This is a genomic window from Bifidobacterium sp. (assembly GCF_022640935.1).
In the GTDB taxonomy this organism is placed as follows: Bacteria; Actinomycetota; Actinomycetes; order Actinomycetales; family Bifidobacteriaceae; genus Bifidobacterium.
The window spans coordinates 22838-38438 of the sequence record NZ_JALCCV010000022.1 but is presented as its reverse complement, the minus strand read 5'-3'; the positions used below and the strand labels follow the sequence as shown (position 1 = coordinate 38438).

14 protein-coding genes are annotated in these 15601 nt (G+C 61.3%); 8 read left to right on the top strand and 6 right to left on the bottom strand.

Going from position 1 to position 15601, the window contains the following annotated elements:
• On the bottom strand, positions 1–251 hold a 251-nt coding region (locus LKG04_RS06435), incomplete at its 3' end, for a hypothetical protein (RefSeq protein ID WP_291763429.1).
• A 93-nt stretch (positions 252–344) separates the two neighbouring features.
• Between LKG04_RS06435 and LKG04_RS06430 the strand changes: the two genes are divergently transcribed.
• The 4 genes from LKG04_RS06430 to glyA all read left to right on the top strand — a co-directional run bounded on the left by LKG04_RS06430 (position 345) and on the right by glyA (position 5576).
• The gene (locus tag LKG04_RS06430) at positions 345–935 is read left to right on the top strand and encodes an NADPH-dependent F420 reductase (RefSeq protein ID WP_291762272.1); all 591 of its coding nucleotides are present in this window, start codon (positions 345–347) and stop codon (positions 933–935) included.
• 251 nt (positions 936–1186) lie between these two features.
• Positions 1187–1708 (top strand): nucleoside 2-deoxyribosyltransferase, encoded by a 522-nt coding sequence (locus LKG04_RS06425; protein ID WP_291762275.1) that lies wholly within the window; start codon positions 1187–1189, stop codon positions 1706–1708.
• A 605-nt stretch (positions 1709–2313) separates the two neighbouring features.
• Positions 2314–3582 carry an OFA family MFS transporter gene (locus LKG04_RS06420; RefSeq protein ID WP_291762277.1) on the top strand — a complete coding sequence of 423 codons (1269 nt, stop codon included), beginning with the start codon at positions 2314–2316 and terminating at the stop codon, positions 3580–3582.
• A gap of 641 nt (positions 3583–4223) precedes the next feature.
• Positions 4224–5576 carry a serine hydroxymethyltransferase gene (gene glyA, locus LKG04_RS06415; protein WP_291763427.1) on the top strand — a complete coding sequence of 451 codons (1353 nt, stop codon included), beginning with the start codon at positions 4224–4226 and terminating at the stop codon, positions 5574–5576.
• Between the two features lie 149 nt (positions 5577–5725).
• On the opposite strand, the gene LKG04_RS06410 is transcribed toward glyA, so the two are convergent.
• From LKG04_RS06410 to LKG04_RS06400, 3 genes are all read right to left on the bottom strand, one after another.
• Positions 5726–5905, bottom strand: a complete 180-nt coding sequence (locus LKG04_RS06410; protein WP_291763425.1) for a hypothetical protein — start codon at positions 5903–5905, stop codon at positions 5726–5728.
• A 164-nt stretch (positions 5906–6069) separates the two neighbouring features.
• On the bottom strand, positions 6070–6495 hold the full coding sequence (locus LKG04_RS06405; RefSeq protein WP_291762527.1) for a DUF3052 domain-containing protein: 426 nt from the start codon (positions 6493–6495) through the stop codon (positions 6070–6072).
• 104 nt (positions 6496–6599) lie between these two features.
• A complete protein-coding gene (locus tag LKG04_RS06400; RefSeq protein ID WP_291763422.1) occupies positions 6600–7547 on the bottom strand; it encodes a YlbL family protein in 948 nt (315 codons plus the stop codon).
• Between the two features lie 674 nt (positions 7548–8221).
• Here LKG04_RS06400 and LKG04_RS06395 point away from each other — a divergent pair.
• The gene (locus LKG04_RS06395; RefSeq protein ID WP_291762512.1) at positions 8222–9886 is read left to right on the top strand and encodes a zinc-dependent metalloprotease; all 1665 of its coding nucleotides are present in this window, start codon (positions 8222–8224) and stop codon (positions 9884–9886) included.
• A 78-nt stretch (positions 9887–9964) separates the two neighbouring features.
• Here LKG04_RS06395 and LKG04_RS06390 read toward each other — a convergent pair whose 3' ends face one another.
• Positions 9965–11455 carry an ATP-dependent helicase gene (locus tag LKG04_RS06390; protein ID WP_291762510.1) on the bottom strand — a complete coding sequence of 497 codons (1491 nt, stop codon included), beginning with the start codon at positions 11453–11455 and terminating at the stop codon, positions 9965–9967.
• Between the two features lie 189 nt (positions 11456–11644).
• On the opposite strand from LKG04_RS06390, the gene LKG04_RS06385 reads away from it, so the two are divergent.
• The gene (locus LKG04_RS06385; RefSeq protein ID WP_291762506.1) at positions 11645–13411 is read left to right on the top strand and encodes a phosphotransferase; all 1767 of its coding nucleotides are present in this window, start codon (positions 11645–11647) and stop codon (positions 13409–13411) included.
• A 123-nt stretch (positions 13412–13534) separates the two neighbouring features.
• Entirely contained in the window at positions 13535–13759 is a 225-nt protein-coding gene (locus LKG04_RS06380) for a DUF3107 domain-containing protein (protein ID WP_291762503.1), read from the top strand.
• A gap of 47 nt (positions 13760–13806) precedes the next feature.
• Here LKG04_RS06380 and LKG04_RS06375 read toward each other — a convergent pair whose 3' ends face one another.
• Positions 13807–14739, bottom strand: coding sequence for a PHP domain-containing protein (locus LKG04_RS06375; RefSeq protein ID WP_291762498.1), 933 nt, complete (start codon positions 14737–14739; stop codon positions 13807–13809).
• Between the two features lie 191 nt (positions 14740–14930).
• Between LKG04_RS06375 and LKG04_RS06370 the strand changes: the two genes are divergently transcribed.
• Positions 14931–15572, top strand: a complete 642-nt coding sequence (locus LKG04_RS06370) for a vitamin K epoxide reductase family protein (protein ID WP_434734868.1) — start codon at positions 14931–14933, stop codon at positions 15570–15572.
• Positions 15573–15601 lie beyond the last annotated feature (29 nt).

Here is a 15601-nt window from a genome sequence, read left to right as displayed (position 1 = left end):
TGCCGCAGTTCATAATCAGCCATGCTGGTTCCTCTCTTTTGGCTCGCTGCCCGATCGCGGCGAAATCGTCTGCGTCCGGTCTCGATGTTTTCGGCGCCGTCAACGTTCCTGACGTTCCAGCCGATTGCCGTCAGGCGATCACTGCCATTACCACGTTGCTCTGATCGTAGTTCACGATCATTACCTTCGCGATTCGGCTCTTGATAGCACTCGGGAAACCGACAAGGATTGACTACGTCACCGGGAATCATAACCTTCTCGGGCCGAAATCAAACAGTGAATTCGATCGGCGAATCCACTGCGGCATAACCCAACGCAACATAACCAACGCAAGGAGCATCACCATGGCAAACATCGTCATCATCGGAACCGGAAACGTCGGCGGCCCTCTGGCAAGGCGGTCCGAACAGGCCGGGCACCAAGTCACCACGCTCACGAGCAAGACCGAAGCCGAAACCGCAGTCGGCGCGATCGCCGCCGCCGATGTAGTGGCGCTGGCGCTGCCCTACCAAGCCGCCCTGGAGCTGCCCGAGGCATGGGCGAAGGCACTGTCCGGCAAAGTCGTCATCGATGCCACCAATCCGTTGACCCCCGACTTTACCGCGTTGACCGTCGGCTTCACCACCTCCGGCGGCGAGCAGGTCGCCAGGCATCTGAGCGGCGCCAAGGTAGTCAAGGCGCTCAACACCGTGCTGGCTCCGAATCACGACCCCAGCGCCTTCCCCGCGGACTCTGTGTTCGCTCCGGTCGCAGGCGACGACGAAGAGGCTGTGAAGACCGTCGTAGCGTACCTCGCCTCGCTCGGTTTCGATGCCGTGGCCGTCGGACCGCTGGAGAACGCCCGCCTGCTCGAGCCGCTGGCCGAGCTGCAGATCCAGCTCGCCTACGTCCAGGGACTGGGAACCGCCATCAGCCTGAAGCTGCAGCGCGCATAGGCGCCGGCCCAGGCACGGACACCATCGTCAGCGGCCTGCCGCCGCGCGAGCGATTCATACCGATTGTTCGCACGGCGGTTGGCCGCTGTGCTAGTAACATACGTGCGTCGCCGCCCTCACCTGTACCTTGCGCATTCATCGTGCGCATGTGCGAACAGACGGATATCGCGATCGACATGGTCATGCGGCATACTGGTTGATCGGTGAAGCTATTGACAGCTTCGCGTTCCGCGCACACGAAAGGCCTGCCGATGACCGCAGCAGCTGCTCCTAACCCATCCGCCGCCGAACCTGAAGCGCAGCCCAAGCAGCCCGGAATCGACACCCCGTGCGAAACCACACGGGCACGCTTCGATTTCTACGTGGCCGGGCCGTTCTTCAACGACGAGGAGGTCCACAGCATGGAACGGCTGGAAGCCGTGCTCGAAGTGCACGGCAGGAAGCTGTTCAAGCCGCGGTTCGGCGAAGAGGAGAACCGCGTGCATGACGAGGATTGGCCCAAGCTGTGCTTCGACAAAGACATTGCCGGCATTCGCGATTCTGACGCGGTCATCGCCAATCTCATCGACGGCGACACCGGCACCATGTTCGAAATCGGCTACGCGTACAGCCGCGGCACGCCGGTCTACGGCTACTACGAAGGCCTCAAACCCTCAGACACCATCAATCTCATGATCGCGCAGTCGGTCCGCGAGGTGTTCACCGGCCCCGACGATCTCGCTCATTGGCTCGAAACCGGCGAGCACGCGCAGCCCGGGTTCAGGCAGTTCTGAGTCGCCGTCTCTTCGCGACCATCAATTCGAGTCTGCCAGAACCGTAAAGGCCAAAGCACTGCCGCGCGACAAAACATCACACGACACACCTTCACAGTGTTCGCTTATAGAAGACGAAAAGATTATCAGAAAAAGTTATAGCACATATACAACCCTGTAATCGCAAGGGTTTTACGCTTGTCAGCATGAACCATTCCATGCCCAATCGCAAGAAAACGAACAATAAAACCTGACACAAACTAACAATGGCTTGTGTCCCACATCACACTGCGCCGCAGCCTCCCGCGTGTCGAAGAAGAGCGCGCATGAGAACGCACCACGGTCATGTTATTTTGTTCCGTGTAGAGAGCGCAAGCAACCAACTCACCCTCAATTAACCGACCAACCAGTGAAAACATTGCTTTGAGGGGACACCGCATTCAGGCAACGCAATATTCAGACAACACTGCGTTTGCCTGCGCGGTGATCATCGTGCGCGCACTGCGACACCACCCGCCATCGAACCGCACATCACCGCGTTATCCGTTATTGACCTGCGTGAATCTACGTGTCTCGTCCTGCCGCGCGCCCTCTGCACAGTGAGAGAAGAACAGAGAGAGGATTCCATGTCACACATCGCCGATAACCGTTGGACGCGTGCCATCGCGCCGGCACTGCTGATCCACGTTTCGATAGGCACCGTGTACTGCTGGAGCGTGTTCAAGCAGCTCATCGCGGACCGCATGCATGCACCTGCAGGCACCGTCGAATGGGGCTTTTCGCTCGCCATATTCTTCCTGGGCATGTCGGCCGCCTTCCTTGGCCCTATGGTCGAGCGCGACATCAAGAAATCCGCGCTGGTCTCGATGGTCTGCTTCGTCACCGGCTTCGCAGGCACCGGACTGAGCATCGCCTTGGATTTCCTGCCGGGCGTGTTCATCTGCTACGGCGCGATCATGGGCGTGGGGCTTGGCATCGGCTATCTTGTGCCGGTCAAGAATCTCATGCTGTGGTTCTCCAAGAGCAAGGGCTTGGCGACAGGCATCGCTGTGGCCGGCTTCGGCCTGGCCAAGGCTATCGCCAGCCCGGCGATGGAGTATCTCATCGGATCGATCGGCCTGGTCGCAATGTTTTACGTTCTCGCCGCCATCTACGCCGTGCTCATGTTCGCCGGATTCCTGCTCATCAAACGGCCGCAAGGCTACGTTTACCATCCCGAGGCGCAGGTCAGCCGGCGCAGCATCATGAAGAAGCCCGTGTTCTGGGGCATCTGGCTCGCCTTCTATATCAACATCACCTGCGGGCTGGCGCTGATCTCGCAGGAGAAGGACATTCTGCACGATGTGCTCGGCCAGATGCCGAAGTACGCGGGCCTGAGCGCCGATGAGCTTTCGCTTGCCATTGCCGGCATCATCGGCGCGGTGCTGGCGGTCGACGCCGTGTTCAATACCGTCGGGCGCCTTGGCTTCTCCACGCTCTCCGACCATCTCAAACAGCGCGAAACCGTGTACCTGATCATCTTCGGCATGTCCATCGCCGTGTGCCTGTTGCAGGTCGGTACCCACAGCATCGACCGGGCGCTCCTGTGGGCCGTGCTGGCCATGCTCTTCCTCGTCAATGCCGGGTACGGCGGCGGCTTCTCCACGCTGCCGGTGCTGCTCGACCAGCATTTCGGCATCACTGCGGTTTCCACCACGCACGGGCTGGCGCTGAGCGCGTGGGCCATCGCCGGGCTTTCGGGCAACCAGCTGGCCTCCTTCGTCGTCACCCACGCCTCCGACCAAGCGCATCGCTACAGCGCGCTGATCCCCATACTCGCACTGCTGTATCTGGTCGCGGCCGTGTCCATCTGGCTGGTGTCACGAGTCAAGAAACGCGCGCCAATCGTCGCATGAGAATGCTGAGGAAGGCATCTGCATGTCATGTTTCCCCTACTATCACGCAGTCGGTGCGGGAAAATATGGCGTATGGCGGCTTCTCGTGTCGTGCTGTGGGCGGTTTGTCGGCGTTCTTTGCCGTGGGAAGGTCTGCGAGGGTCTGCGGCTTTCTTGATTCCTCGGTTTGGCTGTTCTCGCCTATCTGGGCGTGGCTTGATGTATGAGGCATCCCATCGCGCCGCCGCGGCTCCCCGCAAAAAGACTCTATCGGGCTTATGTGTAGCAGGTTTGGGCCGCTGCAGACATCTATCGGGCTTATGTGTAGCACCGGATCACCGAGACCCCGAATACACGGCGGCCAAAACCGCCGTTTGGCAACGGCAATACCCGGAGTGGCGCAAGTATGGTGCTACACATAAGCCCGATATACCCCTGCAATCCCTGAAACCTGCTGCATATAAGGCCCGATACGGCCAAAACCAAAGAACGCTCTATGATTCTCTTTTCTGGATCCTGGACGGCGTGGCCCTCGCTCGTCATCCGGCGAGCTCATCTCATCTCAATGAAACCGATAGAATGCATATCGGAAGCATTTCGAGGCTATTATTTACCCGTCATCACCAGGAATCAACACGAGCCACCACGATAGGAAGCAAGCCATGACCGAAACCACTGCTGCATCCGCTTTGGGCGAATCCGCCGAAACCGGCAGGTATCCACTGTCCCAGACTGCAGACGACCCGTTCAACGCACCGATCGCGCAGGCAGACCCCGAGATCGCCGCGCTGCTCGACGGCGAATTGCATCGCCAGCAGGACGGCCTTGAAATGATCGCCTCCGAGAACTTCGTGCCCCGCGCGGTGCTGCAGGCACAAGGCTCAGTGCTGACCAACAAGTATGCGGAGGGCTACCCGGGACGGCGCTATTACGGCGGCTGCGAGGTCGTGGATCAGGTTGAGACCTTGGCGCGCGAACGGGCCAAGGCGCTTTTCGGCGCGGAATACGTGAACGTGCAGCCGCATTCGGGAGCGCAGGCCAACGCCGCCGTGTATCAGGCGCTGATCAAGCCCGGCGATACGGTGCTCGGCCTCGCGCTCGACCACGGCGGGCACTTGACGCACGGCATGAAAATCAACTTCTCCGGGCGTTTCTACCACGCGGAGTCGTATGGCGTGAATCCTGAGACCTACCGGATCGACCCTGACATCATCCGCCAGCGCGCACTGGAAACCCATCCGGCTCTGATCATCGGCGGGTGGAGCGCCTACCCGCGCATCGAAGACTTTGCCGCGATGAAAGAGATCGCCGATGAGGTCGGCGCAAAATTCTGGGTGGATATGGCCCACTTCGCCGGTCTCGTGGCGACCGGCCTGCACCCCAGCCCTGTGCCGTACGCCGATGTCGTCTCATCAACCGCGCATAAAACTCTGGGCGGGCCGCGCTCCGGATTCATTCTCGCCCGCTCGCAGTACGCCAAGAAGCTTAACTCCGCCGTATTCCCCGGTCAGCAGGGCGGACCGTTGATGCATGTGATAGCAGCCAAGGCCGTGGCCTTCGCGATCGCCGGCGGCACAGCGTTCAAGGACCGCATGCAGCGCACGCTTGACGGCGCCAAAATCCTCGCGGAACGGCTCAGCGCTGCGGATGTGAAGGCCAACGGCATCAGCGTGCTCACCGGCGGCACCGATGTGCATCTGGTCATGGCCGACCTGCGCAACAGCGAGCTGGACGGTCAGCAGGGCGAGGACCTGCTCGCGCAGTGCGGCATCACGGTCAACCGCAACACCGTGCCCTTCGACCCCCGCCCGGCCTCGGTCGCCTCCGGCTTGCGCATCGGCACGTCGGCACTGGCGACACGCGGATTCGGCGAAGAGCAATACCGGGAGGTGGCCGACATCATCGGCACCGCGCTGGCGCAGGGCCCTTCCGCCGACACCGAGGCGCTGCATGCCCGCGTCATCAAGCTGACCGAGGACTTCCCGCTCTACCCTGGGCTTGATCAGATCGACTGAAGCATGAACGTTGCCCGCTGTGCGCGCTGCACGGCGGGCAATCGATAAAACGCTAGGCCATCGCTCTGCCGTCACGCATGGCGCCCTCTATCATTCGATGCTTTGGCCGCTTTTTCTGCACTCACATTCTCATTGTGCGGATAACTCGACTAATCGGTCTGCACAACCGCCCATGGCTGTGCTGGGTCGTGCACGGCCACCGCCAGCGTGGTATCGGACTGGCCGTAGCCTGCCTCCTCGTCGAAATGCATCCACCGCTTGCCGTTGGCACGGCAAAGCGACGCCGGTCTCCGGGCATCCATGATCTCGAGCGTCGGGAGGCGCTGCACAGATGTCGAATCCCTCGCCCACAGTCACATGCCCGTTCCAACGATGCAGATCTCTGAAAGTCGCCGAACAGAGGCAGGCGGCATGCCAATCCCAGCCGGTATAAGGCCCGGAGAACGGGAATCGGTCAGCATGCCATGCGAATCGGCAAACGTCTAACCTAGCCTCAGCGGCCTTTGCCGAAGGGGCGCAGGCGGATACCGTTCCAATCCGGAGCGACAGTCAATGGTGTGGAGCCGTTCATGCCGGCGGTTTTCGCTGCAGAAAGCACAATACTGGGATTGGCGGCGCCCGGGCGGCCTGGCTTCGGCGTCAGCACCCACAACGGCCCGTCTTCGCCGAGCACGCCGCACGCGTCGACGATGGTGTCGGCGAGACTATCCTCGTCATCGCCGTCCCGCCACCAGATGATTACGCCGTCAACTGCGGAATCGTAATCCTCATCGACCAGCTCCTGGCCGGTAAGATCCTCGATCTTAGCGCGGATGGCGTCGTTCACATCGTCATCCCACAGCCATTCCTGTACGATGTCTCCGGCGTGAAAACCGAATTCCTCAGCGTTTTGAGATGCCGTTTCATTCACGCTCAACAATATAGCAAGACGCAACGAACTGTAATGTAACGTAATCGTTCAGAATGTCAGTATGTGGTTCTCGGCCCAGCGTTTCCAACCGCCTTCGCCACGATGCGCCTCACCTATTTCGCGCTGCCGACCGAGCAATGCGGCAACGCTTCGCCGTTGCCTTGTCCGATGGCGACCAGCGCACGGTATGCTTCGTCCAGCGTGGATACCCGCACGTCACGAAGACCTTTCGGCACATGGCCCACGACCTCATCGCAGTTCGAGGCGGGGGCAAGGAACCACGTGGCGCCGTCGCGCCTCGCCCCGATCATTTTGAGGCGAATGCCACCGATCGCCCCGACCTTCCCTTTCTTGTCGATAGTGCCGGTGCCGGCGATACTCGCGCCGCCAGTCTCTTCCTGCGGCGTAAGCTTGTCGATCACGCCCAGGCTGTACATCATGCCAGCCGATGGCCCGCCGATGTCGTCGACATGCATCGAGACTTTCACGCCTGACACGTCGACACCGAGTCGTTGGGCGTAATTCAGCGCCGCCGTGCTTGCCGCATCCTGCGAGCCGGTCATTTCGCCCTGAGACTCTTTGCGATAGCTGTCAGCATCCTGCCCGACCGGGAACACTGCCTCGCTCGGCGTCACCGCCTGCTTGGTATTCAGCCACCCCCACATAGCCTGCGCGGTGCCGGCCGGGTAGCCGGGCACCCCTGAGGCGTTCACTGTCACCAGCCGCAGCTGGCCCGGATCGTTGTGCACCCCGCCAGCGAACCCGGAAATCGCAATGACCGCCGAACCGCCCTCGCCCGGATGCAGCACGTCGCGCGTCGGGCCAGGCGATTCCACGACGTACGGGCTTGGCATCACCAATACGATCACACACAGCGCAAGACAGATCAGCCCGGCCTGATAACGCAACGGGCGAGAGGCGAAGTAGTCGCGCACAATGGCGAACGTGCGAGCGGGAAACCCATGATGCCTGCGCACGGCGGTAGCTTCGGATCGCCCTTCATCCTGAGTCTCGCCGCCCAGCGGCTCGCCGCTCATTGGCTGATGTTCATGTGCATGCATAACCGACATAGGCCCATAGTATCCCGAGTACCCTGCGATAGGCCCGCCATTTCCCCGCTTTGGCCAAACCCGTTGCCCATAAGAAGCCGAATACCGGGTTCCACGTGTTTTTCCTTATATGATTTCCCTGTCCTGTTTCTTATTTCTTGTATATCGGCTCTATTGGTGGCAGCTTTTTGATCTTGCGGACGCATATCTGCCTTATGTGTGGCAGCTCGGTATGCCAATCGGCTTTATGAGGCTAGGAAAACTACGGCTTGGCCCGTCTGGTAGCCGCAGATCCGCAACAGCAGTGCCACACATAAGGCAGATATACGTTCGCGATGCCGACAATGTGCTACACATAAGGCAGATAGCGACTGTCTGGTGGTCATGGCTACGGGCTCTCAACGAATTACGCCGTACACTCCAACTTGGAAAGAACCCAAAGTTCCACGAGCGGCCCCCGCCTGCCCAATCTCATGCCACACGCCACTTACTTACTGTAGCTCGCTGCGGATTCCTGTCTGCGGTTAGCCACGCATTATCTGCCAGCTATATCTTTCCCGGCTCTGCACATGTCTCCCTAAGCGAAACGGCTAAAATAGAGGACAATACAATAAGTTGAAATGACATGCAATAGGAACGTTTGAGCGGAAAAGCCGCGACTTGCCGTCGCCAAGCAAAGGATGGATATGGACGAGAACGCGATTCACCAATGGCTGATCGAATGCTTCGGCCCTGTCCAAGGCGAAATGGCATGGGGGCAGCTTTCCCAGCTTCCCGAAGAACTTCGCGCGCAGCTGATGAGCCAGGATTCCAGCAGACTGCCCAAGCCGCAGGATGTGCAGGCTTTGATGCAGGCATTCTCCGCGGGCGGACTCAATACGGTCGACGACATGCAGCGCACGGTGCAGCAAGGGCCCATCAATGCCAAGCTGGCCTCTTCGATCGCTTTGCAGCAGGCCAATGGCGAAGGTTCCCAACGCACTGTTGCGGCGCAGGACGCCCAGGCGGTGCGCAAGGCGATGAGCGAGGCCAATCTATGGCTCGATACGGCGTGCTCCTTCGATCCGGCCCCGGGCGAGCCCGAAGTGCTCACCCGCGCGGGATGGGTGGAGGGCACGCTCGATTCATGGGCGAAGTTCGCGGCGCCAGTCGCGCAATCGATGAACAACGCGCTGTCTTCAGTCATTTCTGAACGTCTCGGCGGGGCAATGGACGGTGAGATCGCCGGAATTTTCGCAGGCCCTGTTCCTATTCCGATCCCCGATGGCATGAAGGACCCGAACCAGCTGATCAAGCTGCTGGGCAACACCTCGTACGCCATGCAATTGGGCCACGCCGCAGGAGAGCTGTCGCACGAGGTTCGCGGCAGCTTCGACCAAGGCATCGCGCTGCTCAAGAACCCAGCTGGCGCTCTGATCGCCCAGAATGCGTTCGAATACGCTGAATCCTTGGATCTCGATCGCGGCGAAGTGCTCGCGTTCCTCGCTTTGCAGGAGGTCGCGCACGCGCGGTTGTTCGCCGATGTGCCGTGGCTGATGCCGCGTTTCGAGGCGCTGATCGGCAAATACGCACGCGGTGTGGATATCGACTTGGACGCGATGGAGGAGCAGCTGCGCGATGCCGACACCATGGATCCTGAGGCGATTTCGGGCGCGGTGAATCTCTCCAAGGTCGGCATCCCCGACACCCCTGAGCAGCAGGAGGCCATGGATGGCTTGGAAACAATGCTCGCGTTGGTCGAAGGGTGGGTCGACTGCGTCACGTGGAAGGCCGGCATGGCTCATATACCCCATATCGAGCAGCTGCGCGAAATGTTGCGCCGCGAACGTGCTGTGGGCGGCCCCGCAGAGCGTACTTTCGAATCGCTGATGGGTTTGGAGCTGCGTCCCAAACGTATGCGCGAAGCCGCGGCGATCTGGGAGGGGATTGAAGCCGAGGAGGGCCCTGATGCGCGTGACGCCGCATGGTCTCACCCGGATCTGCTGCCGAAATTGCCCGCTGAAGGCGGCACGGGAGAGTCTGCAGCAAAAGACGCGGGTAACACGACGCATCCCGCCGTTGCCGCTTCGCATTCCGATTCCTCGGCGTCGTCGCCGGTTCCGGCACCGCAGCCGTCCGACGGGTCGATCGACTGGGATGCCGAGCTGAACAAGCTGTTGGATGAAAGCCAGCCGGAAGCCAGCGGAACGGATGAGAGCGATGCAAATGCCGATAATGCGAATGGCACTGGCGAGAATGCATCATCCGCTGATTCTGACGACGCTGCGGGCGACGGCTCCGGGAAGACCGCTCACGGCGATTCCGACGATGGGGCTGACGATGACCCGTCGGACGGCGGGGCCGCGGCATAGGGAGGTCGAGCTGACGCAACTTGATCCGGGTCACCCGACTGCTGCAGCCGCCGGCGTCGCGTCAATACCAACACACTCTTACAGGAAGCGGCTCGGCGTGCGCAGCATTGCGCTGGACGGGTCCTTGCGCCGCGCATAGGACAGGTGGAGCGTGTCCTCGGCACGAGTCACCCCGACATACATGAGCCGCCGTTCCTCCTCAAGCGGTTCGCCGGGTCCCGGCGAGCCGAACGGCAGCAGGCCTTCCGAGCAGCCAATGACGAATACGTGCCTAAACTCCAGGCCTTTCGCAGCATGAATCGTCGATAGCGTCACTCCAGGCGCGCCGATGCCCAAGGCTTGCAAGGCGTCCTGCTTGGACTGGCCCTCGTCGTACAAGGCCGAATGCTGCCATCCGGAGTCCCGCCGCACCCGGTAACGCAGCCCTTGCCCGTCCAATGCACGGCAGACGAGCCGGTGCTGCGCGTTGATGCGGGTTAGCACAGCGAAATCGGCTGGATTCGCCCCCTGCGCAATCATGCGCGCAATGCGCAACGCCACTCCTTGAGCCTCTTGCTCGTCGTCGTCATAGGTCGTTTTGCTCACGCGCGGCCCGCCTGATCTGACCGCCGTCAGCCTGAGGTAGTCCTCGCGGTTCTCGGCAGCCGCGAGCACCCGGTTCGCGCACGACACGACCTGCGGCGTGGAACGGTAGTCGACGCCGAGATCGATGTCGGCGCTCAAAGGCGCAAATTCATCGGCAAAGCCCAGCAGATCGTAGCTGCTCGCCCCGGCGAACGAATATATGGTCTGCGCCGGGTCCCCCACCACGCATACCTCTCGGTTGCCGTTGAGCCACAGGCTCAACAGCCGGTGCTGCAACGGCGAAACATCCTGGTATTCGTCCACGGTCAGCCAGCCGATGCCTGATCGAATCCGCGCGGCCTCCTCTTCGAAATCATCGAGAATATGGCAGGCCAGCAGCAGAATATCGTCGAAATCGATCTCTCCACGCGCGGTTTTCTCGCGCTCGTATTCCTCGATCACATCGACAAAACGTTCGGGTTCCAAGCCTGCCGGCGGCTGTCGGTGCGTCGCCGAGCAGACGCGCGGATAGTCCGAAGGCGCAATCAACGACACTTTCGTCCAATTGATCTCCGCGAGCACAGCGCGCGACTGGGCATCGGCGAATTGGTCGGTGTTCATCACCCGACGCAGGCACCAGTCGACGCTCCGCACAGGTTCGCGAATCAGGTGCGGAAACGGCGCCTCGCAGATGTCCGGCCAGACTTCATGAAGCTGTTGCAACGCCGCCGAGTGAAAGGTCGATGCGCTCACTTCGCCGCTTACGCCAAGGGAGCCAAGCCGTGCGCGCATCTCGGCGGATGCTTTCACCGAAAAGGTCACGGCGAGCGTGCGCGAAGGGTCCCAGGCCCCGGTTGCGCAGGCGTAGGCGATTCGCCGCGTCACGGTACGCGTCTTGCCTGCGCCCGCTCCGGCGATGATCCGCACCGGGCCGTGCAACGCCGTGGCTGCTGCCAACTGGGCGTCGTCGAGTCCTTGCACAATCGCTTCGGCTGAGGAATCCATAGTCACCATTGTGGCAGTCGCACCCCCTAACGACTCTGGCTGCCACCGGGCATTGTGCCACTGGGCCACTCGTCCAGCAGCCAGCGAATATCGCGTGCGCGGCGTTCTCAGCCGCGTACCCGCACGTGATTGCTCGTTTCCGGCCCGTCGGTGTATTAGTGTGGAGGTGTGAATCAACGACGCAATCTTATGTTGGCGGCACTGGCTTCGGCGGCCATGCCAAGCATCGCTGTGGCCGGGGCTCGTGCCAGCGAGCAAACCAATGCCACCGATGAGGAGACGGGCATCGATGCGGCGGTCGTGCAAGACACTTCCGGCACCTTATATGATGTGTTCGCCTCCGCAACTTCCGAGGGCAAAAGACGTCTGGCGCGTCGCGTCCGTGCGGCGAACACACTGTCCCGGGCGAGGGAACCCAGCGGACTGGGCTTCGGGCTCGATCATGTGCTGGCGTTCGAAGACGGGGCGTCGGATGACGGCACGACCGGTGGCACCGCGGTTCTGGTCGGGACCCATCACGAGGGGAAGGCCCGTCCGCTCGGCCTGCTCACCCTGGACGACTGCGCAGGAGTAGGGACTGCCATAGGCGCGATCCACCGGATACGCCCCGGCTTCCTGCAGGAGGCGCATTACCCGGTCTTCACCACCGGGCAGATTCGCGCGCAGCTTACCGCTTGGATCCGTCGGCTGCGTCAGGCGGGCCATATTCCGCCGTCAATCACCTCCAGCTGGTCGAACATCATCGAGACCGAAGGGCTGTGGTCGTTCGCCACCTGCACGGTGCACGGCGGCTTCTCGGATGGCGACATCCTGTTCTCCGGTTCCACGATCACCGCCGTCACCAACTGGCAGGACATGCAGGTAAACGATCCCGCACGCGATCTGGCATGGTTGTTCGCCAAGCTCGACGAGGATCATCGTAACGCGGTGCTCACGGCATATGGCCGTATGCTCGGTTCGCGGCTTGATGATCTGATCATGCTGCGGGCAAATCTGTGGCTGCAGATGGAGCAGGTTGGCGAATTCATCCAAGCGCTGAATCACGCTGATAATGCCAAGATCATGCAGTTCAAGGCGCAGGTCGAGCACCTTGCCCACCAACTCGCGGTGGCGACCCAGCGCAACGTGGACTCTGGCGTTTCCGCGGCTGCCGGCTCTCATGCCAGCGCTCCCTCGACCATCACCGTCGGCACATTGCTCAGCGACGCAGAGCGGCGAAGGGCCGCATTGAAGGCAGCCGAACGCGAGCGGGCACGGCAGGCGCAAACCCCGGACTCTGATGGGACCGGCCGCGTAGCCGTCGCGCAAGATGGTGCAAAAGATTCCGACGGCAACATTGATGACAATACCGACGAGGCCGACAGAACCAACTCCTCGCGCGTGACAGTGGCCCACTCCCCTTCCGGGGAATCCCCTGCCGCAGTTTGCGACCCCGACGATTCCACAGCGGATGATTCCACAGCGGACCGGCAGGCTCGCGTGGCCGATCATTCGCGATCGGCCACGATCGCACTGGGGGAAATTGATTCCCCTGCCGAGGCAATGTCTGGCCCGAATCATTCATCCAGCTTTGCCGGGGATCTGGCTGGTCCAGATGCTGGCGCGGCCAATGCCGACGGCCCCATCGACGATTCGGCGTTCGGGCGACACGCTCCAACGGCTTCGAACGATACCTCGACGATTCTCATTCCGCTGCAGGAGCGCGAGCAACGCGCGCTGCGCGATGCCGGTGACGGCTTGGATTATGGACGCGAAGACAACGACGACACACGAAGCGGAGCTGTACGGATCTATCCGGACCGCAACATCTATCCCACGCATACACATGCTGGCCGGAATGATGCGGCGGGCGAACCTGGCAATGCGGCAGCTGCTGGCGCTGACCATGGCAGCGACGTAGGCAATGACGGTGACGCAGACTATGACAGCACAGGCGAATCCATGCCGAAAGCGTAATGGCCCGGCCTGCGGGCACAATAACAATGATCGCGGTGTCACTGCGGGCAGTGACACCGCATGAATGGCACGAAGCGCGGCAACGGGTACCCCGTGCCAGGCGCAGAAGAACAAGGAGTAATCATGGATATCGAATTGGGAATTCAGAACGTGGCTCGACCGGTGAATTTCAGCAGCGACGAGGGCGCCGACAAAATCAGCTCCATCATCGCCGAGGCCGTGTCCACGGGCAGTCTGATCGATGTGACGGATAACAAGGGACGCCGCATTCTGGTGCCCGGCAATGCTCTTGGATACGCCACTATCGGCTCCGAAACGCGCCACGCCGTCGGCTTCGGCGCACTCTGAATTCCAAGGGCGCTGCGAGTTCCAAGACTAGTCCCAAGGCCAACTAGCTATGCCTTGGCGCAAGCCATCGGATTCGTTGCACTGGCTGAATATGCCGGGAGTACGGCCCTGATGGCCCCGTGTGCGATGATCTGCCTCACGACTCGATCATCGGTCAGGTTCTCGCCGAGGATATTGGGTTTGCCAGCCCCGTGCCAATCGGAGCCTCCGGTGACCAGCAGCCCGTGGCGCCGGGCGATGGCGAGCAGACGCAACCGCTGATCAGGGGCATTGCCTCGATGCCATACTTCCAAGCCGCCGAGGCCCTCGTTGATCAAGGCTTCAATCTGCTCGTCGCTGAGCAGCACGCGATTGCGGCTGAGATCGGCGGGATGCGCGATGACGCTGACCCCGCCAGCTTCGCGGATCGCCCGGACCGCTTCGAGCGCAGTCGGCGAGGGCGTGGGCACATAATATTTGGTTCCCGCATGAATCGCGCCGCCGAACGCCTCGGAACGCGTGGCATATACGCCAGCCCGCACAAGCGCATCGGCGATATGCGGCCGGCCGATCGTAGTTCGGGAGCCTTCTTTGACTTGGGCGAGCACATCATCCCAAGTGATAGGGAAATCCTCGGAGAGCAGTTCGACCATGGTCTTGGCCCGTCGCACGCGTCCATCGCGGGTCTTGGCGAACATCCTGGAGATCTGCGGGCTGTTGGGATCATATTGGTAGGCGAGCATATGAACCGATACATGGTCGAACTGGGCGGTGATCTCGGTGCCACGCAACAAAGGAAATCCCGAGGACTGCGCGGCCTGTTGCGCTGGAACCCAACCGCTGGTCGTATCGTGATCGGTGATGGCCACGCCGAGCAGCCCGGCCTTCTTGGCCTGTCTCACTAGTGTTTCAGGTGTTTCGGTGCCATCGGAGAACGCCGTGTGGCAGTGCAGATCCCATCCGATGCGCGGGGGAACGTCAACGATTTCGTCATGCGTCATATGACCATCGTAAACTGTGTTCCAGCAATCGAGGGCGCAGCGGGGCCATAATCACCGGTCATCGCGCGCAGGCAGCGAGGAATACCGTGAACGCAATCCATGACCAGACCACACCTATCGCTGGCGCGGGGCACAAGCCGCCGGTCGACACAACGTCGCTGCGTCGGGGTTCGACGCCTGCGCCTTCGGCCGTGGTGACGAAGCAAACCCTTACCCCCTTGAGGCCCGCGTTGGCGAAACGACGGCATAGCGCCGTGTGGAACTACGCGTTCATGCTCGCGTTTTCGCTCATAGCATTGTTGGTTTCGCTGATTTTGTCGGCTGAGACCCTCCAACTGGCGCGCAATCCCAAGCGGCTGTTGGATTGCGATGTCAACGCCGTGCTCTCATGCTCGACGGTCGCCGAATCCTGGCAGTCCGAAATCATCAAGTTCAATGGGCTGAGCTACCCGAACGCCTTCTTCGGCATTGCGGCGGAAAGCGTATTCGTCACCATCGCCGTCATCGGTCTGGCTCGCATCCGCGTGCCGCGCTGGTTCGCCGCCGCCACCTGGTTCGGCGGGCTGGCCGCGCTGCTCTACGCGTACTGGTTGTTCACCCAATCGGTTTTCGTCATCCAGGCCCTGTGCCCGTGGTGCCTCGTGCTCATGTTCGCCACGACCATCCAGTTCATGGCACTCTCCCACGCCACAGTCACCGTCCAGCATCTGCCCGACAACACCGCACTGAAAACCTACTACCGTCTCAATTACGATCTCATGGCCGACGCCGTGTGGCTGCTGGTTCTCGTCGCGATCATCATCATCAAGGACGGCCCTGCGCTCTTCGCCTGAACGAATCGTCCTGCATTAACCTCGTTCCT

Bases quoted from the DNA above. Each gene is read 5' to 3' on its own strand.
- LKG04_RS06430 (WP_291762272.1), top strand. From the start codon at position 345: ATGGCAAACATCGTCATCATCGGAACCGGAAACGTCGGCGGCCCTCTG.
- LKG04_RS06385 (WP_291762506.1), top strand. From the start codon at position 11,645: ATGTTGGCGGCACTGGCTTCGGCGGCCATGCCAAGCATCGCTGTGGCC.
- LKG04_RS06375 (WP_291762498.1), bottom strand. From the start codon at position 14,739: ATGACGCATGACGAAATCGTTGACGTTCCCCCGCGCATCGGATGGGAT.
- LKG04_RS06425 (WP_291762275.1), top strand. From the start codon at position 1,187: ATGACCGCAGCAGCTGCTCCTAACCCATCCGCCGCCGAACCTGAAGCG.
- LKG04_RS06400 (WP_291763422.1), bottom strand. From the start codon at position 7,547: ATGCATGCACATGAACATCAGCCAATGAGCGGCGAGCCGCTGGGCGGC.
- LKG04_RS06390 (WP_291762510.1), bottom strand. From the start codon at position 11,455: ATGGATTCCTCAGCCGAAGCGATTGTGCAAGGACTCGACGACGCCCAG.
- LKG04_RS06420 (WP_291762277.1), top strand. From the start codon at position 2,314: ATGTCACACATCGCCGATAACCGTTGGACGCGTGCCATCGCGCCGGCA.
- LKG04_RS06395 (WP_291762512.1), top strand. From the start codon at position 8,222: ATGGACGAGAACGCGATTCACCAATGGCTGATCGAATGCTTCGGCCCT.
- glyA (WP_291763427.1), top strand. From the start codon at position 4,224: ATGACCGAAACCACTGCTGCATCCGCTTTGGGCGAATCCGCCGAAACC.
- LKG04_RS06380 (WP_291762503.1), top strand. From the start codon at position 13,535: ATGGATATCGAATTGGGAATTCAGAACGTGGCTCGACCGGTGAATTTC.